Consider the following 19,902-nt stretch of genomic DNA (forward strand, 5'->3'; position numbering starts at 1 on the left):
AAAATATATGAATCCACAACATGTGTAGAAATGTTGCGGTTTTTCTTTTCATAACTATAAAAGATAAGGATTTGTTAACGGGTAATGAATATGGAATGGTTGGAACAATTATTAGGAAAAGAGTGGAGTCTTATACCGGCTGGTGGAGTAACGGGCGATGCATATATTGCGCAAAACGGACAACAAAAGTTATTTTTAAAGCGGAATACATCGCCCTTTTTAGCGGTATTGTCAGCAGAAGGAATTGTTCCAAAATTACTTTGGACAAGAAGGGTAACGAACGGTGATGTAATTTCTGCTCAAAAATGGCTTCCGGGACAGAAGTTAGAGCCAGAGGATATGAAACTAGAACGTGTTGCGAAACTTTTGAAGAAAATACACTCCTCTAAAGCGCTTGTGCAGATGATTCAAAGGCTAGGAAAGCAGCCGCTTCATGCGCAAGAGTTATTACAACAATTACAGCTCGTTTTAAGAGGAGATATAAGAGTTGATGAAACAATTCAGCAAGGTCTTCAATATTTAACGGAGTCATTAAAAGACATTGAGTACAATGAATTCGTTGTATGCCATTGTGATGTAAACCATAACAATTGGATATTGTCGGACGAAGATGAATTGTTTTTAATTGATTGGGATGGGGCTGTTATTGCTGACCCAGCTTTAGATCTTGGTATGTTATTATATTGGTATGTTCCGCGCCATGAATGGAGTGAGTGGCTCGGATATTATGAGATTGAACTAGATGAATCATTGCTTAGGCGTATGAGATGGTATGTGATAGCACAAACGATTTTATCTATGCAATGGCACACAACAAAAAAGCAGCAAGCAGAAGCTAAATATTGGCATCAATATTTACAGCAACTACTTGCTTCAGAATAATACTTAAGAAAAATTGTCCATTCCAGCAATCCACTGAGTAAGTTGTTCTTGATTATTGGAAATATGGTTGTCCAAATTAGAGGAAGATTTACCCGATTGACTATAAGAATATACATCGTTTAGCATTACTTTAGTGTCACTACTTATACTATCGTTTGCGAGTAACGATTGAATGAGTCGCTCTAATTGTTCGCATTCAGAAACTGTCCCGCAGCAATCACTTTGATGGTTGATTAAAATATCTTTTAACACTTCTAATTGATGCTGTTGATTAATTGGCATGAACGGATCATCCTTTCGAGTGTTTTTCTCTCCCTAGAAATGTAAGAGAAAAAGCTATTTCGTCATGGAATGTTTAATGCTTTATGTAGTTTTTATCAAAATGGTACATCTTATACTTGAAAGAAACGGACCGAGTGCTCGTACGTACTTGGTTTTTTGTTTGATAGATTGATTAAAACAGAAAGAAGGAATTTTTCCTTTAAAATAGTTTTGTAAAGAGAGGGAGACATCTATGCGTTTAAGACATAAGCCTTATGCAATGGATCGAATTAATGAGTATTCACATATCGTAATTGGAAACCCAGAGGAGAGCGCTGGTAACTGGAAAGAAATATTTGGAAATGAACAGCCAATTCATATTGAAGTAGGTACAGGACGTGGCCGCTTTATGTATGATATGGCAAAAGCAAATCCGCATATTAACTATATTGGAATTGAAAAATTCACAAGTGTTGTTGTAGATGCACTTGATAAATTAATTGAAGAAGAAGTACCGAACTTAAAGTTAATTAATAAAGATGCTGAAGATTTAACAGTTTTCTTTGCGAAAGGTGAAATTGACCGCGTTTATTTAAACTTCTCAGATCCATGGCCGAAGAATCGTCATACGAAGCGTCGTTTAACGTATAAAACATTTTTACGCAATTATGAAGAAGTGTTAGTAGATGGCGGAGAAATTCATTTCAAAACTGATAACCAAGGCTTATTTGAATATTCTATTATGAGTATGGCTGAGTATGGTATGTTATTAACTTACCTTAGCCTAGATCTTCATAATAGTGATTATGAAGGAAACATTATGACGGAATACGAAGAGAAATTTTCTAGTAAAGGTCATCGTATTTATCGAGTTGAAGCAAAATATCGTACGGAGCCTATGCAGTAATGCATAGGTTTTTTATATGAAAAATAATCGGAATATTATGTTAAAATTAAATGAAAAAGGGGGATGGGATATGGAACAGTTACAAATTGGAAATATAAAAGTGACGTGGCTAAAAGGTGGGAATACACATTTAGATGGAGGCGCGATGTTTGGAGTTGTGCCAAAAGTACTTTGGTCACGAAAATATAAACATAATGATACAAATCATATTTATTTACGAACAGATCCGTTACTCTTACAAACGAAAGAAGGAAACATGCTTATTGATTCAGGGATAGGGAATGGTAAATTGAATGAGAAAATGAAGCGGAATCAAGGTGTAACAGAAGAATCATCAGTTAAGGAATCTTTAGAAAAATTGGGACTGCATAATGAAGATATTCATTACGTCTTAATGACGCATCTTCATTTTGACCATGCATCTGGTTTAACAAAATGGGAGGGAAATCACCTTGTTCCGGCGTTTCCGAACGCAACGATTTATGTAAGTGAGACTGAATGGAATGAAATGAAAAATCCGAATGTTAGATCGCGTAATACATATTGGAAGGAAAATTGGGAGCCAATCGTTGATAAGATTGTTACGTTCAAGCAAGAAATAGAAATTACGGATGAAATAAAGATGGTGCATACGGGTGGTCATAGCGATGGACATGCCGTTGTCGTCCTTGAAAGTCAGGGTGAAACGATGCTTCATTTAGCGGACATTTTACCGACGTATGCACATCAAAATGTATTATGGGTAATGGCATATGATGACTATCCAATGACATCGATTGAACATAAACAAAAGTGGATGAAGTATGGTGCTGAAAAAGAGGCGTGGTTTACTTTTTATCATGATGCATATTACCGTGCAGTAAAGTGGAATGAGGAAGGGCATATAGTGGAGAAGATAGAGAGAAAAACAAATATAGAAGCTTAATATTAATAAGAGGAAGGTGTCCAAAAATATTTATTGGAACAATCTCCACTTATTATGTATTGCTGTTATTATCAGCTTTTGTTGGTAATTCTAAAAAAAAAGAGGTTCACCTAATGGGAAACCTCTTTTTATGCTGCTATAACCTCTAAAACAGTACCTGTTTTAGCATCAACTAAAAATTCAAATCGTTCTTGTATTTCATCTAACATCGTTGTAAGACCGCCGCGATAAACTTCGTACGCGACATCATATTTTTCAAATGCCTCTGGAACCATATGTACCCAAGAGCCAGTAATTTCACCTTTATGACTTAATGCTTGTTTCACCATTTTCAATGCTTTTTCTGAAGAAATATGGGATTGTTCTTGTACTTTGTTTGCAACGAAATAACCAGCTGCGAACCCAACGCCAAGACCTGTGACTAAACCTTTCCAGCTCATATATTCACCTCAATTCTGTAAAATAAAAATAGTGTACCAATAATAATTATAATGCAAATGCAACTAAAAAAGAAGAAACTAGAAACATTTCGAAAATTTCGTTACAATAAAAGAGGTATTCTACTAAGGTTTGAAAGAAGGGGACTTCGTGAATAAAGAGACATTACAATTATTTCGTACGTTAACAGAATTACAAGGTACATCAGGTTTTGAACATGATGTGCGCAGTTTTATGAAGCAAGAATTAAGCAAATATGCTGATGAGATTGTGCAAGACGGTTTAGGTAGCGTATTTGGCCTGAAAAAAGGGGACGAAACTGGCCCGCGCGTTCTTGTAGCAGGTCATATGGATGAAGTAGGTTTCATGGTTACGCAAATTACGAAAAATGGGATGCTTCGTTTTCAAACGTTAGGTGGCTGGTGGAGCCAAGTACTATTAGCTCAGCGTGTACAAGTTATGACGAAGAATGGTCCTGTTATTGGGGTTGTTGGTTCCATTCCTCCTCATTTATTAAGTGATGCGCAACGTGCAAAACCGATGGATATAAAAAATATGTTAATTGATATAGGTGCAGATAGTTATGAAGATGCGATTGAAATTGGCATAAAGCCAGGGCAACAAATCGTTCCAATCTGCCCATTCACGCCAATGGCAAATGAAAAGAAAATTATGGCGAAAGCTTGGGACAACCGCTATGGATGTGGCCTTGCTATCGAATTGCTAAAGGAATTAAAAGATGAAACATTACCAAACACATTATACTCTGGTGCGACTGTACAAGAAGAAGTAGGTCTTCGCGGAGCACAAACTGCTGCAAATATGATTCAACCAGATATTTTCTATGCGCTTGATGCAAGTCCAGCAAATGATGCATCTGGTGATAAGACGCAGTTCGGTCAATTAGGAAAAGGCGCTCTTCTTCGTATTTATGACCGTACAATGGTAACACATAGAGGAATGCGTGAATTCATTTTAGATACAGCAGAAACACATAACATTCCGTACCAATACTTTATTTCACAAGGTGGTACAGATGCGGGCCGTGTGCATACAAGTAACTCTGGTATCCCATCAGCAGTAATTGGTGTTTGTGCACGCTACATTCATACACATGCTTCTATTTTACATGTTGATGATTATGCGGCAGCGAAGGAATTAATTACGAAGCTTGTGAGAGCGACGGACAAAACGACGTTAGAGACAATTAAGAATAACGCGTAAAGAGGAAGGGTGAAAAACCCTTCTTTTTTTAGGTTGAATAGATGACCCAGCGATGAATGGGAGCGGTCAGTGTCTAGTTGGTGTTCGAGCGATGTATTAAGACCGCGGGTAGGAAGAGAGAGGAAGGCTGTTTTTGGAAAACCTTTTCTTTTTTTAGGTGGGAGAGATGACACAGAGATGCGTGTGTGCGGTCAGGCGCACTACGGTATAAATCTCAGTCATGAAGACTGATTTGGTGTTCGAGGCTAGTATTAGGATAGAATGATGAATTTATATAGAGGTGAATGAAATGAAGGTAGTGGTTGGATCGAAGAATAAGACGAAGGTTGGGGCTGTGGAGAAGGTTTGGGAAGATGCTGAAATTACATCTCTTTCTGTTCCATCAGGAGTAGCAAATCAGCCTTTTTCAGATGAAGAGACGATGCAAGGAGCAGTAAATAGAGCGAAGAGAGCATTGCAGGAAGGTGCAGCTCATATCGGCATTGGGCTAGAAGGCGGCGTTATGAAAACGGAGCATGGGTTATTTATGTGTAACTGGGGTGCTTTAGCGACGATTGAAGGTAAAACATTTGTTGCGGGCGGGGCACGTATTAAGTTACCAGACGATTTTTTAGCACCGCTTGAAGAAGGAAAAGAGCTAAGTGAAGTGATGGAAGAGTTTGTAGAGCGAAAAGATATTCGTAGTCACGAAGGTGCTATCGGTATTTTTACAGATGATTATGTCGACCGAACGGAATTATTTGTACACGTTGTTAAGTTACTTGTTGGGCAATATAAGTATGATGAAAAGCAAGCATAAACCTTGCACCATGCGCGATGTATGGTAGTATAAAGAAAAGATTATAGTGTGAAAAAGTGCACTCGTTAGAGGAGGAAATATAGGTGAAATCATTAGAAAGCATGGAACAATTCCAAGAATTAAAAAATGAAGAGAATGTAGTCTTCATGTTCTCAGCAGAATGGTGCCCAGATTGCCGTTTCGTTGATCCATTTATGCCAGAAGTAGAAGAGAAGTATAGTGATTTCTCATTTTACTATGTAGATCGTGATGAATTTATTGATTTATGCGTGAAAGTAGACGTATTTGGCATTCCAAGCTTTGTAGCGTACAATAAAGGTGAAGAAACTGGACGCTATGTAAATAAAGATCGTAAAACACAAGAGCAAATCGAAGAGTTTATTGAAGGTTTAAAATAAGACAATTAGCCAATTGAATTGTAAAAACAACCTCTACCTTCGCGGGGGAGGTTATTTTTTTGGAAGGGAGGAAAAAGAGATGAAAATGACAAGTAAAAAGATGAAAGACGAGTTAATGAAGAAATTATCTCGACCAGAATGGGACTGTCATTATGATAGCGAGAAAGAAGTTCTTCGTATTGAACAAACAGACTCGAAAAAAGGTATTAACGTATCACTTCCAGGAGTAGTTGCAAAATGGGAAGTGAACAAAGAAAAAGCAATTGAAGAGGTCGCTTATTACGTACAAGAAGCGCTAATTGCAATGCATAAAGAAGAAAATAGCACGGCGAAAATTTTACCTGTTATTCGCTCTACTTCTTTCCCGAAACAATCAGAAGAAGGAAATCCGTTTATTATGACGGACCATACGGCGGAAACACGTATTTACTATGCGCTAGATTCTAATAAAACATATCGATTAATTGATGAGCGCCTATTGCAAAAATTAGAGCTTACAGAGGAACAAGTACGTGAAATGGCATTATTTAATGCTCGCTCATTAGGCTATGAATTTAAGCAGGAGACAGTAGCAGGTAATACATTCTACTTTTTAAACACAAATGATGGATACGATGCGAGTCGTATTTTAAACGAATCGTTACTACACTCGATGCGTGAAAAGATCTCTGGTGATATGGTTGTTGCAGTTCCTCACCAAGATGTATTAATTATTGCTGATATCGTCAACGAAATCGGTTATGATATTATTGCACAAATGACAATGAAATTTTTTGCCGAAGGGCATGTTCCGATTACATCACTTTCATTCGTATATGAAGATGGGGACTTCGAACCAATCTTTATTTTAGCGAAGAATCGGAAGAAGACAGATGGAAAAGAGAAAGGATGAACGAAGTGAACGTTTTTTACAACCTTGAAGGAATTGGTGACACTTTAATTGTTACCTTACAAGATATTACTTTAGAAAACCGTACATTTGACCGCAAAGGAGATGTTGCTCGCGTATACGATCGTGAAAGCAACGTAACAGCAGGATTCAACATCTTTAATGCGTCTTCTTATGTAGAAGTAACAGACAACGGAAACGTTACATTAACGAAAGAGTTTGTTGAAAAAATTAACGGAATTTTAGCGAAGAATGGCTTTGAAGAAAAAGTAGAAGCTGATTTCACGCCGAAATTTGTTGTAGGCTATGTAGCTGAAAAAGAGAAGCATCCAAATGCTGATAAATTAAACATTTGTACAGTAGAAATCGGTACAGAAACATTACAAATCGTATGTGGTGCACCAAACGTTGATGCAGGACAAAAAGTTGTTGTTGCAAAAATCGGTGCTGTAATGCCAAGTGGTATGTTAATTAAACCAGCTGAACTTCGCGGTGTTCCTTCTTCTGGAATGATTTGCTCTGCACGTGAGTTAGAGCTTCCAGATGCTCCAGAAGAAAAAGGTATTCTTGTATTAGAAGATAGCTTTGAAGTTGGACAAGAATTTAAATTTTAATTGATGTTAGAAAAAGTAGTCTCGCATATGTGAGGCTATTTTTTTGTGCGAAATTCCTAGGATTGTAACGTTTCCTCTCAAAATCTATATTGTATTTCAAAAACGGATTAGTTAAAATTTAGAAAAAAAGAAGGGGGTAGACGTATGAAGCAACAACCAAAAATTGCAGAACTTCTGAAACGAATTGAAACTTCAAAACAGCAAGATATCGAACTAGGTTCCTATGAAATATATGTGTTTAGCGAAAATGAATTAGAAAAAGGACAAATCGGTTATCGATATGATAAACATAAAAATTCATTAATAAGTGAAGAAAGTGGAAAATGGAAAGAGGAATGGATTGTTATCGGATATGAAACGGATATGGGGGATCCTGTTTTCGTAAATGTAGCTGATGATGCTTATCTAGTCTATACCGCAGAGCGTGGTACAGAAACGTGGCAACCCGTTCATATTGGAAATATGGATGAAATTATAAAACAATTATAAGAAAAACTTTGAGACCGGTGCAAAGTGATAGGAGAGAAAAATGAAGTATATAAAAATAATGAGCGCTATTGCAGTCATTGGAATATATATGGGAGGTTGTTCGCAAGAAGAGCCGAAAAAAGAAACAACATCTTCTATACAAGAAAAAAACAAAGATAATAAGGAAGACGCACCGGTAGAAAAGCAGCAAGAAGAACAAGAAAAGAAAGAACAGCCGCAAGCAATTCAAACGAATGAGCAAGTGGAACATAAGCAGGAGGAAGTGCCGGCCGAGGAAAAGAAAGAGGAAACTACGCCGCTGCAGCCAACTGAGCAACCGCTGCAAAATAATGAACAAAAAGTAGAGAGTAATGAAAAACAAGAAAAGTTTCTCGTCGTTATTGATCCAGGTCATCAACAAAAAGCGAATTTAAATTTAGAGGCAATTGGTCCAGGAGCAACTACGCAAAAATATAAAGTAACAGACGGAACAGCGGGAGTTGTAACGAAAAAGAGGGAATCAGTTCTTGTATTAGAGATGGCTTTTATATTGAAAGAAAAACTGGAAGAAAAAGGTATACAAGTATTGATGACGAGAACGTCACATGAGGCTGATATAAGTAATAAGGAACGAGCAACATTCGCGAATGATCATAAAGCGAATTTATTTTTGCGCCTTCACGCAGATGGTTCTGAAAATCCAAATCAAAGTGGATTTGCTGTATTGACACCGGCAGAAGGAAGTCCGTATACGAAAGAGATTTATGCTGAAAGTCTTCAAATCTCTCAAACGATAGTAAATAAAATGAGAGAGAATCATCAAGTGAAAGTAAATGGAATTAAATTTCGGGATGATCTTTCTGGATTTAATTGGTCAAAAGTTCCAGGAGTACTATTAGAACTTGGATTTATGTCAAACCCTGAAGAAGACAAAAAATTATCTGACCCACAGTATGTAAATTCTTTATTGCAAAGTGTAACGGATAGTGTGGATGAATATCGGAAGGGTAAAGATTAAACGAGGTCTTACATGTAAGACCTCGTTTTTCTATATGAAAAACAATCGCGAATTAGAATATTATGGATAAAACTAATATGCTTAATTTTACCTGCACTTTTTGCCGAATGCTGATACAATAAAGGATGTTACTATTTAGTAGAAAGAGTGGTAAACATGTTAGATTGGATGAAAAAGCTGTTTAACAAAGAGGAAGAAAAAACAGTGATGAATAAAGAAGTACCGGCACAAATTGAAAGTCAGCCGAAAATTCCTCGTGTAAACCACTACACTGAAGCAAGAGAAGCACAAATGGCAAGTCGGAATGCAGGGAAATGTCGTTTTCCATTAATACCAGATAATGGCTTCGATGAGGAGGATGTAAGAGAACTGCCTAACTTTGAAGAACAACCTATTCAAAGAGGAGCATATGAAGAACAGCCTACTCAAAGAGGAATAAAAGTGGAAAGAAGCAGACGACCGTATGTGGAAACAGAAGCACCTACATATGAGGAACCGGAATTGCAATATGAACCGGAACCAGAGCCTGTCGTAAAAAAAGCATTCGTACCGTCGCAAGAAAGTAACCGTAGACCATTTCGTCCAACAGAAATGATTTCTCCGATTTATGGATATAACCGTCCTTCAGTAGAAACGAAGGTTGTGCAGGAGGAAGAAAAGGTAAGAGAAGATCTTGAAATATCTGTTGAAGGAAAAGCTGTTGTTGACGCATGGTTAGAGAAAAAGGGATATACATTATCTGACTTTTCGGGAGTTCTACAAGGAAGTTCATCTGTTAAGAACGGAGTGAACGAACGAAGTAATAAAGTAGAAGAAAAATCGGTTGTGGATACATGGTTAGAGAAAAACGGTTACGAAGTTGAACGTCAAGCCCCTTCATTAGAAGAAAGCCTAAGTGATGATTTGCTTCATAAAACAGTAGGACAGCATGTGGAAAAAGAGGCTACAATTGTACAAGCCTTGAAGCAGGAGCAAGATGTAGTGGCGTTATCATCTACAGAAGATAACGAAGAAACTTTACAAGAAGAGTCAATAGATTCTAAAGTAGAGCATGTGTATTCGATATTAACAGAAGAAAATGAATGTAATACAGAAATAGAAGAAACTGTTGCTGAAGTTGCAGCAAATCAAGTCGAAGAAGAAACCTTAGAAGATGTAGTGATTGTAAAAGCAGATGAAAAGCTTGAAGAAACAATTACTATAGAAATACCAGATGCTTTTGAAGAAGAAGCTAAGGAAGCAGAAGAAGTTGTGGAATTAGAAGAAACTGAGGAGGCAATAGAAGAAGTTGCAGAATTAGAGGAAGCTGAGGAAGTGACAGAAGAAGTTGTGGAATTAGAGGAAGCTGAGGAAGCAGCAGAAGAAGTTGTAGAATTAGAGAAATCTGAGGAAGCGACAGAAGAAGTTGTGGAATTAGAGAAACCTGAGGAAGCAGCAGAAGAAGTTGTGGAATTAGAGAAATCTGAGGAAGCGACAGAAGAAGTTGCAGAATTAGAGGAAGCTGAGGAAGCGACAGAAGAAGTTGTGGAATTAGAGGAAGCTGAGGAAGCGACAGAAGAAGTTGCAGAATTAGAGAAATCTGAGGAAGCGACAGAAGAAGTTGTGGAATTAGAAGAAACTAAGGAAGCGACAGAAGAAGTTGTGGAATTAGAGAAATCTGAGGAAGCAGCAGAAGAAGTTGTGGAATTAGAGAAACCTGAGGAAGCGACAGAAGAAGTTGTGGAATTAGAAGAAACTAAGGAAGCGGCAGAAGAAGTTATGGAATTAGAGAAATCTGAGGAAGTGACAGAAGAAGTTGTGGAATTAGAAGAAACTAAGGAAGCGACAGAAGAAGTTATGGAATTAGAGAAATCTGAGGAAGTGACAGAAGAAGTTGTGGAATTAGAAGAAACTAAGGAAGCGACAGAAGAAGTTGTGGAATTAGAGAAACCTGAGGAAGCAGCAGAAGAAGTTGCAGAATTAGAGGAAGCTGAGGAAGCAGCAGAAGAAGTTGCAGAATTAGAAGAAGCTAAGGAAGCGACAGAAGAAGTTGTGGAATTAGAGAAACCTGAGGAAGCGACAGAAGAAGTTGCGGAGTTAGAGGGTACTAAGGAAGAAGAACCAATTTCTCAAGAAACAGTAATTGAAGAAACGATGAATACAGATTTAGTGGAAAATACACCAGTTGCAGAGCAACCAGTGATTTCTCAACAAGAAACAATTACGTTCAAGGAAGAAAGTGAAGTATTCGTACCAGTTTCAGAAACGGATGAGCAAACAAAGAAAGATGTTCAAAACTTTGCGAACGTTTTAATTGAAGAAGCGGAAGAAAAGAAGCAAGTTGCTGAAGAACAGCCTGCTTTACAAATAGAAGAACCGAAACGTGAGAAAAAACGTCATGTCCCATTTAATGTTGTCATGTTAAAGCAGGATAGAAAGAAATTAATGGAAAGACATGCGGCAAGAACGAACGTAATGCAATCAACTGTCAGTGAACGAGTGGAAGAAAAGCCAGTGCAGCAAGTGGTAGTAGAACCACAAGCAGAAGAAAAGCCAATGCAGCAAATGGTAGTAGACCCGCAAGTGGAAGAAAAACCAGTGCAGCAAGTGGTAGTAAACCCGCAAGTGGAAGAAAGTCCAGTACAGCAAGTGGTAGTAGAAGCCCAAGTGGAAGAAAAACCAATGCAGCAAGTGGTAGTGGAAGCTCAAGTGGAAGAAAAACCGATGCAACAAGTAGTGGTGGCTGGACAAGTACAAGAGTCAATTTCAAGTACGGAAGTACAAGAGAAAGCATATGTTGTAAATCAAAAAGAGAATGATATGCGCAACGTACTACAAGCGCCACCGAAGTATGAACTTCCGCCATTAACGTTGTTGTCAATTCCACAGCAGGCAGCATTAGATAATACGGAGTGGCTAGAAGAACAGGAAGAATTATTAAATACGACATTTAATAATTTCCATGTTGGAGCACATGTGATTAATGTGTCACAAGGGCCGGCGGTAACTCGTTTTGAAGTACAACCAGACCCAGGTGTGAAAGTAAATAAAATTACAAATTTAAGTGATGATATTAAGTTAAGTTTAGCTGCGAAAGATATTCGAATTGAAGCGCCAATTCCAGGGAAGAGTGCGATTGGAATTGAAGTTCCAAACAAGGAAAGTAAGCCAGTATTCCTGCGTGAAATTTTAAGAAGTCCTGTATTTACAAAGAGTGAATCACCGCTTACAGTTGCGCTGGGGCTTGATATTTCAGGTGATCCAATTGTAACGGATATTCGAAAAATGCCACATGGACTTATTGCGGGTGCAACTGGTTCAGGGAAAAGTGTGTGCATTAACGCGATTTTAACGAGCATTTTATATAAAGCGAAGCCGCATGAAGTGAAGTTGATACTAATTGATCCGAAGATGGTTGAGCTTGCACCATACAATTCTGTTCCACATCTTGTAGCACCTGTTATTACTGACGTAAAAGCAGCTACAGCTGCGTTAAAGTGGGCGGTTGAAGAGATGGAACGTCGTTATGAATTGTTTGCTCATGCTGGTGCTCGTGATTTAACTCGTTACAATACGATTGTAAGTGGTAGAGAAATCCCAGGTGAGACATTACCTTATATTGTAATTGTCATTGACGAGTTAGCGGACTTAATGATGGTTGCACCTGGTGATGTGGAGGAAGCGATTTGTCGTATTGCACAAAAAGCTCGTGCTTGTGGTATTCACTTATTAGTTGCGACGCAGCGTCCATCTGTAGACGTTATTACAGGTTTAATTAAATCAAACATTCCAACGCGTATTGCGTTTACAGTATCATCTCAAGTTGATTCGCGTACGATCATCGATATTGGGGGCGCGGAGAAGTTACTTGGTCGTGGTGATATGCTATTTTTAGGAAACGGCACATCTAAACCAGTTCGTGTACAAGGTGTATACGTATCAGATGATGAGATTGAAAGAACAGTTGATCATGTGAAAAAGCAAATGAAGCCAAACTACTTATTTAAGCAAGAGGATTTATTAGCAAAATCAGAGCAGAGTGAGTCTGAAGATGAACTATTTTTTGATGCATGTCAATTTGTTGTAGAGCAAGGGGGAGCGTCCACATCTTCTGTACAGAGAAAATTCCGCATAGGTTATAATCGCGCGGCACGTCTAATTGAAGAGATGGAGTCGCAAGGGATTATTTCTGAAGGAAGAGGAACGAAACCGAGAGATGTCCTTATTTCTGAGGATGAATTCGCTGCTATGCAGGAAACAAATGTATAGGAAACGGTTTTGCTGTATACTAATAGAAAATGTTGGATAGTAAAGTAGGGAGTAAAGCGACATGAAAGAAATTGAATTAAAATTAAAAGGTGAAATAAATCGACTAACAAATAAAACATTTAAATTTGATGAACGTGTTGGAGAAGGCTGGTTCTCTGCCGTTTACTTTTTAAAAACTAGAGAAATCATTGAAGAATTTCGCCCGAAAAGCGTTGTAACAATGCAGTTTTTTCAAAAAGAACATGCAGTTCTTTGCGGAGCAGATGAGGTAATCGCATTGCTACAAACATTTGCCAAAAATCCTGAGGAATTAGAAATTCATTCTTTAAAGGATGGCGATAATATTAGTCCGTTTGAAACAGTTTTAACAATTCATGGTCCTTATGAATACTTCGGCTTTTTAGAAGGTGTAATTGATGGGATTTTAGCTCGTCGTACATCAGTTGCGACAAACGTATATAACGTTGTCCAAGCTGCACGTAGTGTAGATAAAGAAAAACCGGTTATTTTCATGGGAGATCGTGACGATCATTATACGCAACAAGCTGGTGACGGCTATGCGGCATACATCGGAGGTATGAGCGCGCAAGCGACGCATGCAATGAATGAATGGTGGGGCAGAAGTGGTATGGGGACGATGCCTCACGCTTTAATTCAAATGTTTAATGGTGATGTTGTTGAAGCTGCAAAGGCATATCATAAAAAATTCCCAGAAGATGAATTAGTCGTACTAATTGATTATAACAATGATGTCATCACAGATGCACTTCGCGTAGCGCGTGAATTTGGATCAACATTAAAAGGTGTACGTGTCGATACGTCTCGCACAATGATTGATCAATACTTCATTCGTCACCCAGAAGTACTTGGAACATTCGATCCACGTGGTGTAAATCCATCACTTGTATTTGCACTTCGTAAGGCTCTTGATGAGGAAGGGTTCCAACATGTAGATATCGTTGTAACTGGTGGGTTTGATGAGAAGCGTATTCGTGAATTTGAAGCTCAAAATGTTCCTGTCGATATATACGGAGTAGGAAGTAGCTTATTAAAAATGAATATTGGTTTTACTGGTGATAACGTAGAATTAAATGGAAAACCAGAAGCAAAAGCTGGTCGTAAATACCGTCCAAATTCACGTCTAGAGCGTGTTCAATTAGAAACAAAAGAAGATATGTAAAAGCGAGAAAAACTGATAGGTGATTGACCCTATCAGTTTTTCTGTTATCATAGTATAGCGGCTTGTTTTTTGCTATAATAAATGTGTTATGGACATAAAAGAAGTACGTACGAGTTTATCACTGATAAGTGAATATAAAAAGAAATTCACTGCATCAGAAATGTATGATGATTACCAAAATAAGAAAAGATTCATATACTGTCTTATAGATAGGCCGTTGTATTAGTTCGAAATGTTGGAGGTTCTTTAAGATGACAGTTTACCATTTTGTAGGAATTAAAGGAACAGGAATGAGTTCATTAGCACAAATTCTTCATGACATGAAGCATACTGTTCAAGGGTCTGATTATGAAAAGCGTTTCTTTACACAAACAGCATTGGAAAAGCGTGGTATTTCCATCCTTCCTTTTGATAAGAATAATATTAAAGAAGGACAAGTGATTATCGCAGGAAATGCATTTCCTGATACGCATGAAGAAATCGTAGCAGCAAAAGAATTAAATATCCCAGTACATCGTTACCATCACTTCTTAGGTGATCTTATGAATCAGTACACAAGTGTTGCTGTAACTGGTGCACATGGAAAAACATCAACAACTGGTTTGTTAGCCCATGTAATGCAAGGTGCACACCCAACATCATACCTTATTGGAGATGGAACGGGGCATGGGGTAGAAAATAGTAAGTATTTTGTATTTGAAGCTTGTGAGTATCGTCGTCATTTCTTGTCTTACTATCCAGACTATGCAATCATGACAAATATCGATTTCGATCACCCAGATTACTTTGCAGACATCAATGATGTATTTAATGCATTCCAAGAGATGGCATTGCAAGTGAAAAAAGGTATTATTGCATGTGGTGATGATGAAGAACTTCAAAAAGTTCAAGCGAAAGTACCTGTTATTTTCTATGGATTTGGAGAAGATAATGATTTCCAAGCACGTAACATTCAAAAGAGAACTGATGGTACTATATTCGATGTATTCGTTCGTAATACGTATTATGACACGTTCAAAATTACAGGATACGGCGATCACAGCGTATTAAATGCATTAGCAGTAATCGCGCTTTGCCATTATGAAAACGTTGATGTAGAAGCAGTTAAGCATCAGCTAACAACTTTTGAAGGCGTAAAACGTCGCTTTAATGAAAAGCCAATGGGAGAACAAGTTATCATTGATGACTATGCACACCATCCGACAGAAATTAATGCAACGATTGAAGCAGCACGTCAAAAACATCCAGAGCGTGAAGTTGTCGCTGTATTCCAACCACATACATTCTCACGTACAGAGAAATTTTTAGATGAGTTCGCGGAAAGCTTAAGTAAAGCTGACCAAGTATACTTATGTGATATTTTCGGATCAGCACGTGAAAACAAAGGTGAATTAACAATTGAAGATCTGCAAAAACGTATCGATGGCGCAGAACTAATTACAGATACAACAACGGATGTGTTAAAGAAACATAAAAACGGCGTTCTTATTTTCATGGGCGCAGGTGACATCCAAAAATTCGAAGCAGCTTACGTAAAAGAAGTTCAAGTTGCAGAGAAGTAATAGAAAAGACGCATAGCTTGGCTGTGCGTCTTTTTTGTGCTGTCGTGGGTGTACAGCGTTGTCGAAACGTTGATATATTGGGAGTTGTGTTCGATATATTTCAAAAATTGTTGATATATTATGGTGCATTTCTTTAGTTTTAAATGTTAGAATAATAAGAAAAATAAAAAGGGGCTAAAAAACATGTTCACACTTCGAGTAGATGACGAAATCGAACTACAACTATTAGAAAAACATCATAAAGAGGAATTATATGAATTATTAGATCAGAACCGTAACCATTTAAGAAGATGGCTTCCGTGGGTAGATGGGACGAAATCAGCTGATGCGTATAATGAGATTTTTCCGATGTGGTTAAAGAAATTTGCAGAGGGAGATGGGTTTGAGGCTGGTATACGCTATAAAGGAAAGCTCGTTGGGATGGTAGGTATTCATCCGGTGAGCTGGGGTAAGAAAGCTACGAGTCTTGGTTATTATCTTGCAGAAGATGCTGGCGCGAAAGGTATTATGACGCGAAGTGTGAAGACTGTGCTTCATTATGCATTTGATAATTTAAAGCTGAATAAAATTGAAATTCGTTGCGGTGTTGAAAATGCGAAAAGCCGTGCGATTCCAGAACGTTTAGGTTTTAAATTAGATGGTATTTTAAGAGATGACGAATGGTTATACGATCATTTTCAGGATATTGCTGTTTATAGTTTACTAGCTTCAGAATGGAAGGATATTCGATGAACGAGAAGATTTGTATTATTCCGTATGAAAGTATGTTTCAAGAGGAAGTAGTAGATCTTATCGTTCATATTCAGCGAAAAGAGTACAAGGTCCCTATTACGAAAGAAGAGCAGCCTGACTTACTTGAAATAGAAACGTTCTATCAAAGGGACAACGGAAACTTTTGGGTAGCAACTTATGATGGGAAAGTAGTTGGAACGGTAGCTTTATTAGATATTGGAAAGCATCAAGCAGCGCTAAGAAAAATGTTCGTGAAGAAAGAGTTCCGCGGAAAAGAATGGGGCGCATCACATACGCTACTTCAAACGGCAATTTCTTGGGCGAAAGAAAAGAACTTGGAAGACATTTATTTAGGAACAACAGTTAAATTTCTAGCAGCACACCGTTTCTACGAAAAGAATGGTTTTCAAAGCGTGAGTATAGAAGAGTTGCCAAAAAGTTTTCCAGTGTTACAGGTGGATAAGAAATTCTATAGATATATTGTTTAAGAAGGTCATGTAGAAATGGCCTTTTTTTATGAACTAAAATGGAAAAAGTGGTATAATTTGGGGTAGGGGGTGCGTGTATGAACATTCCGATTCAAAGAAGTAAATCGGTAGTAATTTTCGTTTGTCTCACGTTAGCTTTTATGTTTGTATATCCACTTGTCATGATTCTCACAAATAAAGAGCAGTGGATGTCAGCGTTAATTGGAATGGGTTTATGTTTCCTTGTAAATGTACCACTCGTTTGGGAAGTATTTATTAAAAAGCATAAAGTAGAAAATGGTGTATTAAAGTACGGCATTTTAAATGACGATATCGTATTGAAAGAGATAAGAATCATTCGTCAAGTGGGAAAATCTCTTGAAATTACGACGAATGCATACAAAGTACATATGGTTGCGATGCCGCAAGATATGAATGGATTTTTCGCGCTTATCGAGAAAGAGAACCCAAATGTGAAAATAGAAATGGTAGGTAAGAAATGAAATATGTAAAACCTTTATTCTGTTTAGAAATTTTGTTTGTGCTTGTTGGTTGCACTAGAGTATATATGAAATGGGATCTGCCTCTATATGTACCAATATTAATAGGTACTATTGCAGTGGCGCTTTTATATTATTTTCATTTCCAGCAAACAAAAAGCGAGGAAAGTAGTTCGATATAGAGTGGAAATAATAACAAAACGCTCGGAGAAAATTCCGAGCGTTTTTCATTATTTTAAGTTCTCTGGGTTTAAAGCTTCTAGTTCAGTTACAACGAAGCGTCCGTCTTTACGGATTAATACGTCGTCGAAGTAAATTTCACCGCCGCCGTATTCAGGGCGCTGAATGCATACTAAATCCCAGTGAATGTTAGAGTTGTTGCCGTTCCATGCATCATCATAAGCTTGTCCAGGTGTGAAGTGGAAGCTGCCATCGATTTTTTCATCGAATAGGATGTCTCCCATTGGATGTAAGATGTATGGGTTTACGCCGATTGCGAACTCACCAACGAAACGCGCGCCTTCGTCTGTATCGAAGATTTTGTTAATGCGCTCTGTATCATTTGCAGTTGCTTCAACGATTTGACCGTTCTCAAATTTAAGTTGTACATTTTCAAATGTATAACCGTTGTAAGGAGATGGTGTATTGTATGAAACTGTACCGTTAACAGAATCGCGAACTGGTGCAGAATATACTTCGCCATCTGGAATGTTTAAATGACCCGAGCATTTAATAGCTGGAATGTCTTTAATAGAGAATGTTAAATCAGTTCCAGGGCCAGTTAAGCGAATCTTATCTGTTTTATTCATTAATGTAACAAGGCTATCCATCGCCTTATCCATTTTACCGTAGTCTAAGTTACAAACTTCGAAGTAGAAGTCTTCGAAAGCTTCTGTGCTCATTTTAGCAAGCTGTGCCATAGAAGCATTTGGGTAGCGAAGAACAACCCAGCGTGTTTTCGGAACACGGATGTCTCTATGAACTTTTTTGCCAACTGTTTGGCCGTGAACTTTCATACGTTCACTTGGAACGTCAGCTTGTTCGTTAATGTTATCGCCAGAGCGAAGGCCAATGTAAGCATCCATATCTTTCATTACACTAGCTTCATATGCAGCGATTTGTTCGAAATGTTCTTCAGTAGCACCCATTAATAAAGAGCGATCTACTTGATGATCTTTTAAAGAAACGAATGGGAAACCACCAGCTGCATATGCTTCTTTTACAAGTGCAGTTACAAGTTCTTTTTGTAAGCCAAAGTTTTCAATTAATACTTTTTCGCCTTTTTGTAAACGAATAGAGTAGTTAATTAAATTGTATGCTAACTTTTCAATGCGTGGATCTTTCATATGTAAAGCCTCCCTACTAATTATGTATCCTCTCCTATTGTAACCTACTTAGTGGAATTTGTTGAATCATTTATGTTAAAGTTAACGAATAAGTATGAAAATTCTAATGAAAAGATAGGGATTAGAATGAAACGGAAAATGATTGTATAATGGGAGAAAGTATGAAAAAGATAAAGGAAGTGATGAAATGCAAGTTCTTCTATATGTAAGTGCGGCTATTATCGCGGTTGCTTTCGCAGTATTAGTAGTGTATGTATGCAGAACGTTGTTATCGGTTCAGAAGACGTTAGAAAACGTTGCGAGCACGTTAGAAGGTTTAGAAAAGCAAATGCAAGGAATAAGCGTAGAGACGGAGCAATTATTACATAAGACAAATGCGTTAGCTGATGATATTCAACAGAAGTCACAGTCGCTAAATAAAGTAGTAGAAGGTGTGGATGGAATCGGAACGACGATCCACTCTTTAAATACGAAGCTTCGCAACGTTTCAGAGTCTGTTACGGACGAAATTGAAAATAATGCAGATAAAGTGGCACAAGTTGTACAGTGGAGCAGCGCAGCAATTGAAGTGTATAATCATTACCGTACTACGAGACAAGAGAAAAAGATTGAAAAAGAAGAGCGTAAACTTGAGAAAGCTGAGCAGAAGGCTGAAAAGAGAGAGAAGCGCTCTAGACTTCGCATGAGAGGTGAGTAATGATGAGTATGATGAAGATTGAAACGATTGAAGAACTTGAAGCGTTAGTAGAAAAGAACGAGCCTTACGTTCTTTTTAAACATAGTACGACATGTCCAATTAGTCACGGGGCATATACAGAGTTTCAAGCGTATTGCGGTGAAGAAAGAGAAGTGCCAGCATATTACTTATACGTACAAGAGGCGAGAGATGTTTCGAACCATGTTGCAGAGCAGTACAGCATTAAGCATGAATCTCCGCAAGTGTTATACATAAAAGATGGAATGGTAGTATGGCATACATCGCACTGGAATATTAAAAAAGAAGCTTTAGAAGAGAATGTAAAATAGGGAGAGGCAAGCGAAGGG

Annotated in this window: 22 protein-coding genes; 19 read left to right on the forward strand and 3 right to left on the reverse strand. The window is 37.8% G+C overall.

Annotated elements, in window-relative coordinates:
• Positions 1 to 84 precede the first annotated feature (84 nt).
• A complete protein-coding gene (locus tag JFU18_RS19585) occupies positions 85 to 882 on the forward strand; it encodes a phosphotransferase family protein (protein WP_002034382.1) in 798 nt (265 codons plus the stop codon).
• A gap of 3 nt (positions 883 to 885) precedes the next feature.
• Here the strand turns inward: JFU18_RS19585 and JFU18_RS19590 are convergent, their stop codons facing one another.
• Positions 886 to 1,164 (reverse strand): YtzH-like family protein, encoded by a 279-nt coding sequence (locus tag JFU18_RS19590; RefSeq protein ID WP_002015625.1) that lies wholly within the window; start codon positions 1,162 to 1,164, stop codon positions 886 to 888.
• Between the two features lie 232 nt (positions 1,165 to 1,396).
• Between JFU18_RS19590 and trmB the strand changes: the two genes are divergently transcribed.
• Both trmB and JFU18_RS19600 read left to right on the forward strand, forming a co-directional pair.
• Positions 1,397 to 2,050, forward strand: coding sequence for a tRNA (guanosine(46)-N7)-methyltransferase TrmB (gene trmB / locus JFU18_RS19595; RefSeq protein WP_002015624.1), 654 nt, complete (start codon positions 1,397 to 1,399; stop codon positions 2,048 to 2,050).
• A 70-nt stretch (positions 2,051 to 2,120) separates the two neighbouring features.
• Positions 2,121 to 2,975, forward strand: a complete 855-nt coding sequence (locus tag JFU18_RS19600; RefSeq protein WP_434088054.1) for a YtnP family quorum-quenching lactonase — start codon at positions 2,121 to 2,123, stop codon at positions 2,973 to 2,975.
• 128 nt (positions 2,976 to 3,103) lie between these two features.
• Here JFU18_RS19600 and JFU18_RS19605 read toward each other — a convergent pair whose 3' ends face one another.
• Complete coding sequence (locus JFU18_RS19605; RefSeq protein WP_002015622.1) at positions 3,104 to 3,415, reverse strand: PepSY domain-containing protein; 312 nt, start codon at positions 3,413 to 3,415, stop codon at positions 3,104 to 3,106.
• Between the two features lie 148 nt (positions 3,416 to 3,563).
• Between JFU18_RS19605 and JFU18_RS19610 the strand changes: the two genes are divergently transcribed.
• The 14 genes from JFU18_RS19610 (at position 3,564) to JFU18_RS19675 (ending at position 17,694) form a co-directional block, all read left to right on the forward strand.
• Complete coding sequence (locus JFU18_RS19610; protein ID WP_078184718.1) at positions 3,564 to 4,637, forward strand: M42 family metallopeptidase; 1,074 nt, start codon at positions 3,564 to 3,566, stop codon at positions 4,635 to 4,637.
• A gap of 289 nt (positions 4,638 to 4,926) precedes the next feature.
• On the forward strand, positions 4,927 to 5,436 hold the full coding sequence (locus tag JFU18_RS19615; protein WP_002089045.1) for a DUF84 family protein: 510 nt from the start codon (positions 4,927 to 4,929) through the stop codon (positions 5,434 to 5,436).
• An 83-nt stretch (positions 5,437 to 5,519) separates the two neighbouring features.
• Entirely contained in the window at positions 5,520 to 5,834 is a 315-nt protein-coding gene (locus JFU18_RS19620; RefSeq protein ID WP_002015619.1) for a thioredoxin family protein, read from the forward strand.
• 79 nt (positions 5,835 to 5,913) lie between these two features.
• Positions 5,914 to 6,726: a DUF1444 domain-containing protein gene (locus JFU18_RS19625; protein WP_002089043.1), complete on the forward strand. Its 813-nt coding sequence runs from the start codon at positions 5,914 to 5,916 to the stop codon at positions 6,724 to 6,726.
• Entirely contained in the window at positions 6,723 to 7,337 is a 615-nt protein-coding gene (gene ytpR / locus JFU18_RS19630) for a YtpR family tRNA-binding protein (RefSeq protein ID WP_002089041.1), read from the forward strand. The genes JFU18_RS19625 and ytpR overlap by 4 nt, the downstream gene beginning before the upstream one ends.
• 144 nt (positions 7,338 to 7,481) lie before the next feature.
• Positions 7,482 to 7,826, forward strand: a complete 345-nt coding sequence (locus JFU18_RS19635) for a hypothetical protein (RefSeq protein WP_002015616.1) — start codon at positions 7,482 to 7,484, stop codon at positions 7,824 to 7,826.
• Positions 7,827 to 7,866: 40 nt separating this feature from the next.
• Complete coding sequence (locus JFU18_RS19640; protein ID WP_201034381.1) at positions 7,867 to 8,823, forward strand: N-acetylmuramoyl-L-alanine amidase; 957 nt, start codon at positions 7,867 to 7,869, stop codon at positions 8,821 to 8,823.
• A 156-nt stretch (positions 8,824 to 8,979) separates the two neighbouring features.
• On the forward strand, positions 8,980 to 13,071 hold the full coding sequence (locus JFU18_RS19645; RefSeq protein ID WP_201034380.1) for a DNA translocase FtsK: 4,092 nt from the start codon (positions 8,980 to 8,982) through the stop codon (positions 13,069 to 13,071).
• A gap of 61 nt (positions 13,072 to 13,132) precedes the next feature.
• On the forward strand, positions 13,133 to 14,251 hold the full coding sequence (locus JFU18_RS19650; protein WP_002015597.1) for a nicotinate phosphoribosyltransferase: 1,119 nt from the start codon (positions 13,133 to 13,135) through the stop codon (positions 14,249 to 14,251).
• A gap of 251 nt (positions 14,252 to 14,502) precedes the next feature.
• Positions 14,503 to 15,813: a UDP-N-acetylmuramate--L-alanine ligase gene (murC, locus tag JFU18_RS19655; protein ID WP_002015598.1), complete on the forward strand. Its 1,311-nt coding sequence runs from the start codon at positions 14,503 to 14,505 to the stop codon at positions 15,811 to 15,813.
• 183 nt (positions 15,814 to 15,996) lie between these two features.
• Positions 15,997 to 16,545 (forward strand): GNAT family N-acetyltransferase, encoded by a 549-nt coding sequence (locus tag JFU18_RS19660; RefSeq protein ID WP_085312539.1) that lies wholly within the window; start codon positions 15,997 to 15,999, stop codon positions 16,543 to 16,545.
• Positions 16,542 to 17,033 (forward strand): GNAT family N-acetyltransferase, encoded by a 492-nt coding sequence (locus JFU18_RS19665; protein WP_201034379.1) that lies wholly within the window; start codon positions 16,542 to 16,544, stop codon positions 17,031 to 17,033. Before JFU18_RS19660 ends, JFU18_RS19665 begins: the two co-directional genes overlap by 4 nt.
• A gap of 77 nt (positions 17,034 to 17,110) precedes the next feature.
• On the forward strand, positions 17,111 to 17,515 hold the full coding sequence (locus JFU18_RS19670; RefSeq protein ID WP_098635261.1) for a PH domain-containing protein: 405 nt from the start codon (positions 17,111 to 17,113) through the stop codon (positions 17,513 to 17,515).
• On the forward strand, positions 17,512 to 17,694 hold the full coding sequence (locus JFU18_RS19675) for a hypothetical protein (protein ID WP_088040257.1): 183 nt from the start codon (positions 17,512 to 17,514) through the stop codon (positions 17,692 to 17,694). The genes JFU18_RS19670 and JFU18_RS19675 overlap by 4 nt, the downstream gene beginning before the upstream one ends.
• Positions 17,695 to 17,742: 48 nt before the next feature.
• On the opposite strand, the gene JFU18_RS19680 is transcribed toward JFU18_RS19675, so the two are convergent.
• Positions 17,743 to 18,858 carry an aminopeptidase gene (locus tag JFU18_RS19680; RefSeq protein WP_201034378.1) on the reverse strand — a complete coding sequence of 372 codons (1,116 nt, stop codon included), beginning with the start codon at positions 18,856 to 18,858 and terminating at the stop codon, positions 17,743 to 17,745.
• 187 nt (positions 18,859 to 19,045) lie between these two features.
• Here JFU18_RS19680 and JFU18_RS19685 point away from each other — a divergent pair, with 187 nt between their 5' ends.
• Together JFU18_RS19685 and ytxJ are read left to right on the forward strand one after the other, a co-directional pair.
• A complete protein-coding gene (locus JFU18_RS19685) occupies positions 19,046 to 19,555 on the forward strand; it encodes a DUF948 domain-containing protein (RefSeq protein ID WP_012261840.1) in 510 nt (169 codons plus the stop codon).
• Positions 19,556 to 19,557: 2 nt separating this feature from the next.
• Entirely contained in the window at positions 19,558 to 19,884 is a 327-nt protein-coding gene (gene ytxJ / locus JFU18_RS19690; protein ID WP_002067603.1) for a bacillithiol system redox-active protein YtxJ, read from the forward strand.
• Positions 19,885 to 19,902 lie beyond the last annotated feature (18 nt).

This window comes from Bacillus sp. TH22 (assembly GCF_016651015.1).
In the GTDB taxonomy this organism is placed as follows: Bacteria; Bacillota; Bacilli; order Bacillales; family Bacillaceae_G; genus Bacillus_A; species Bacillus_A mycoides.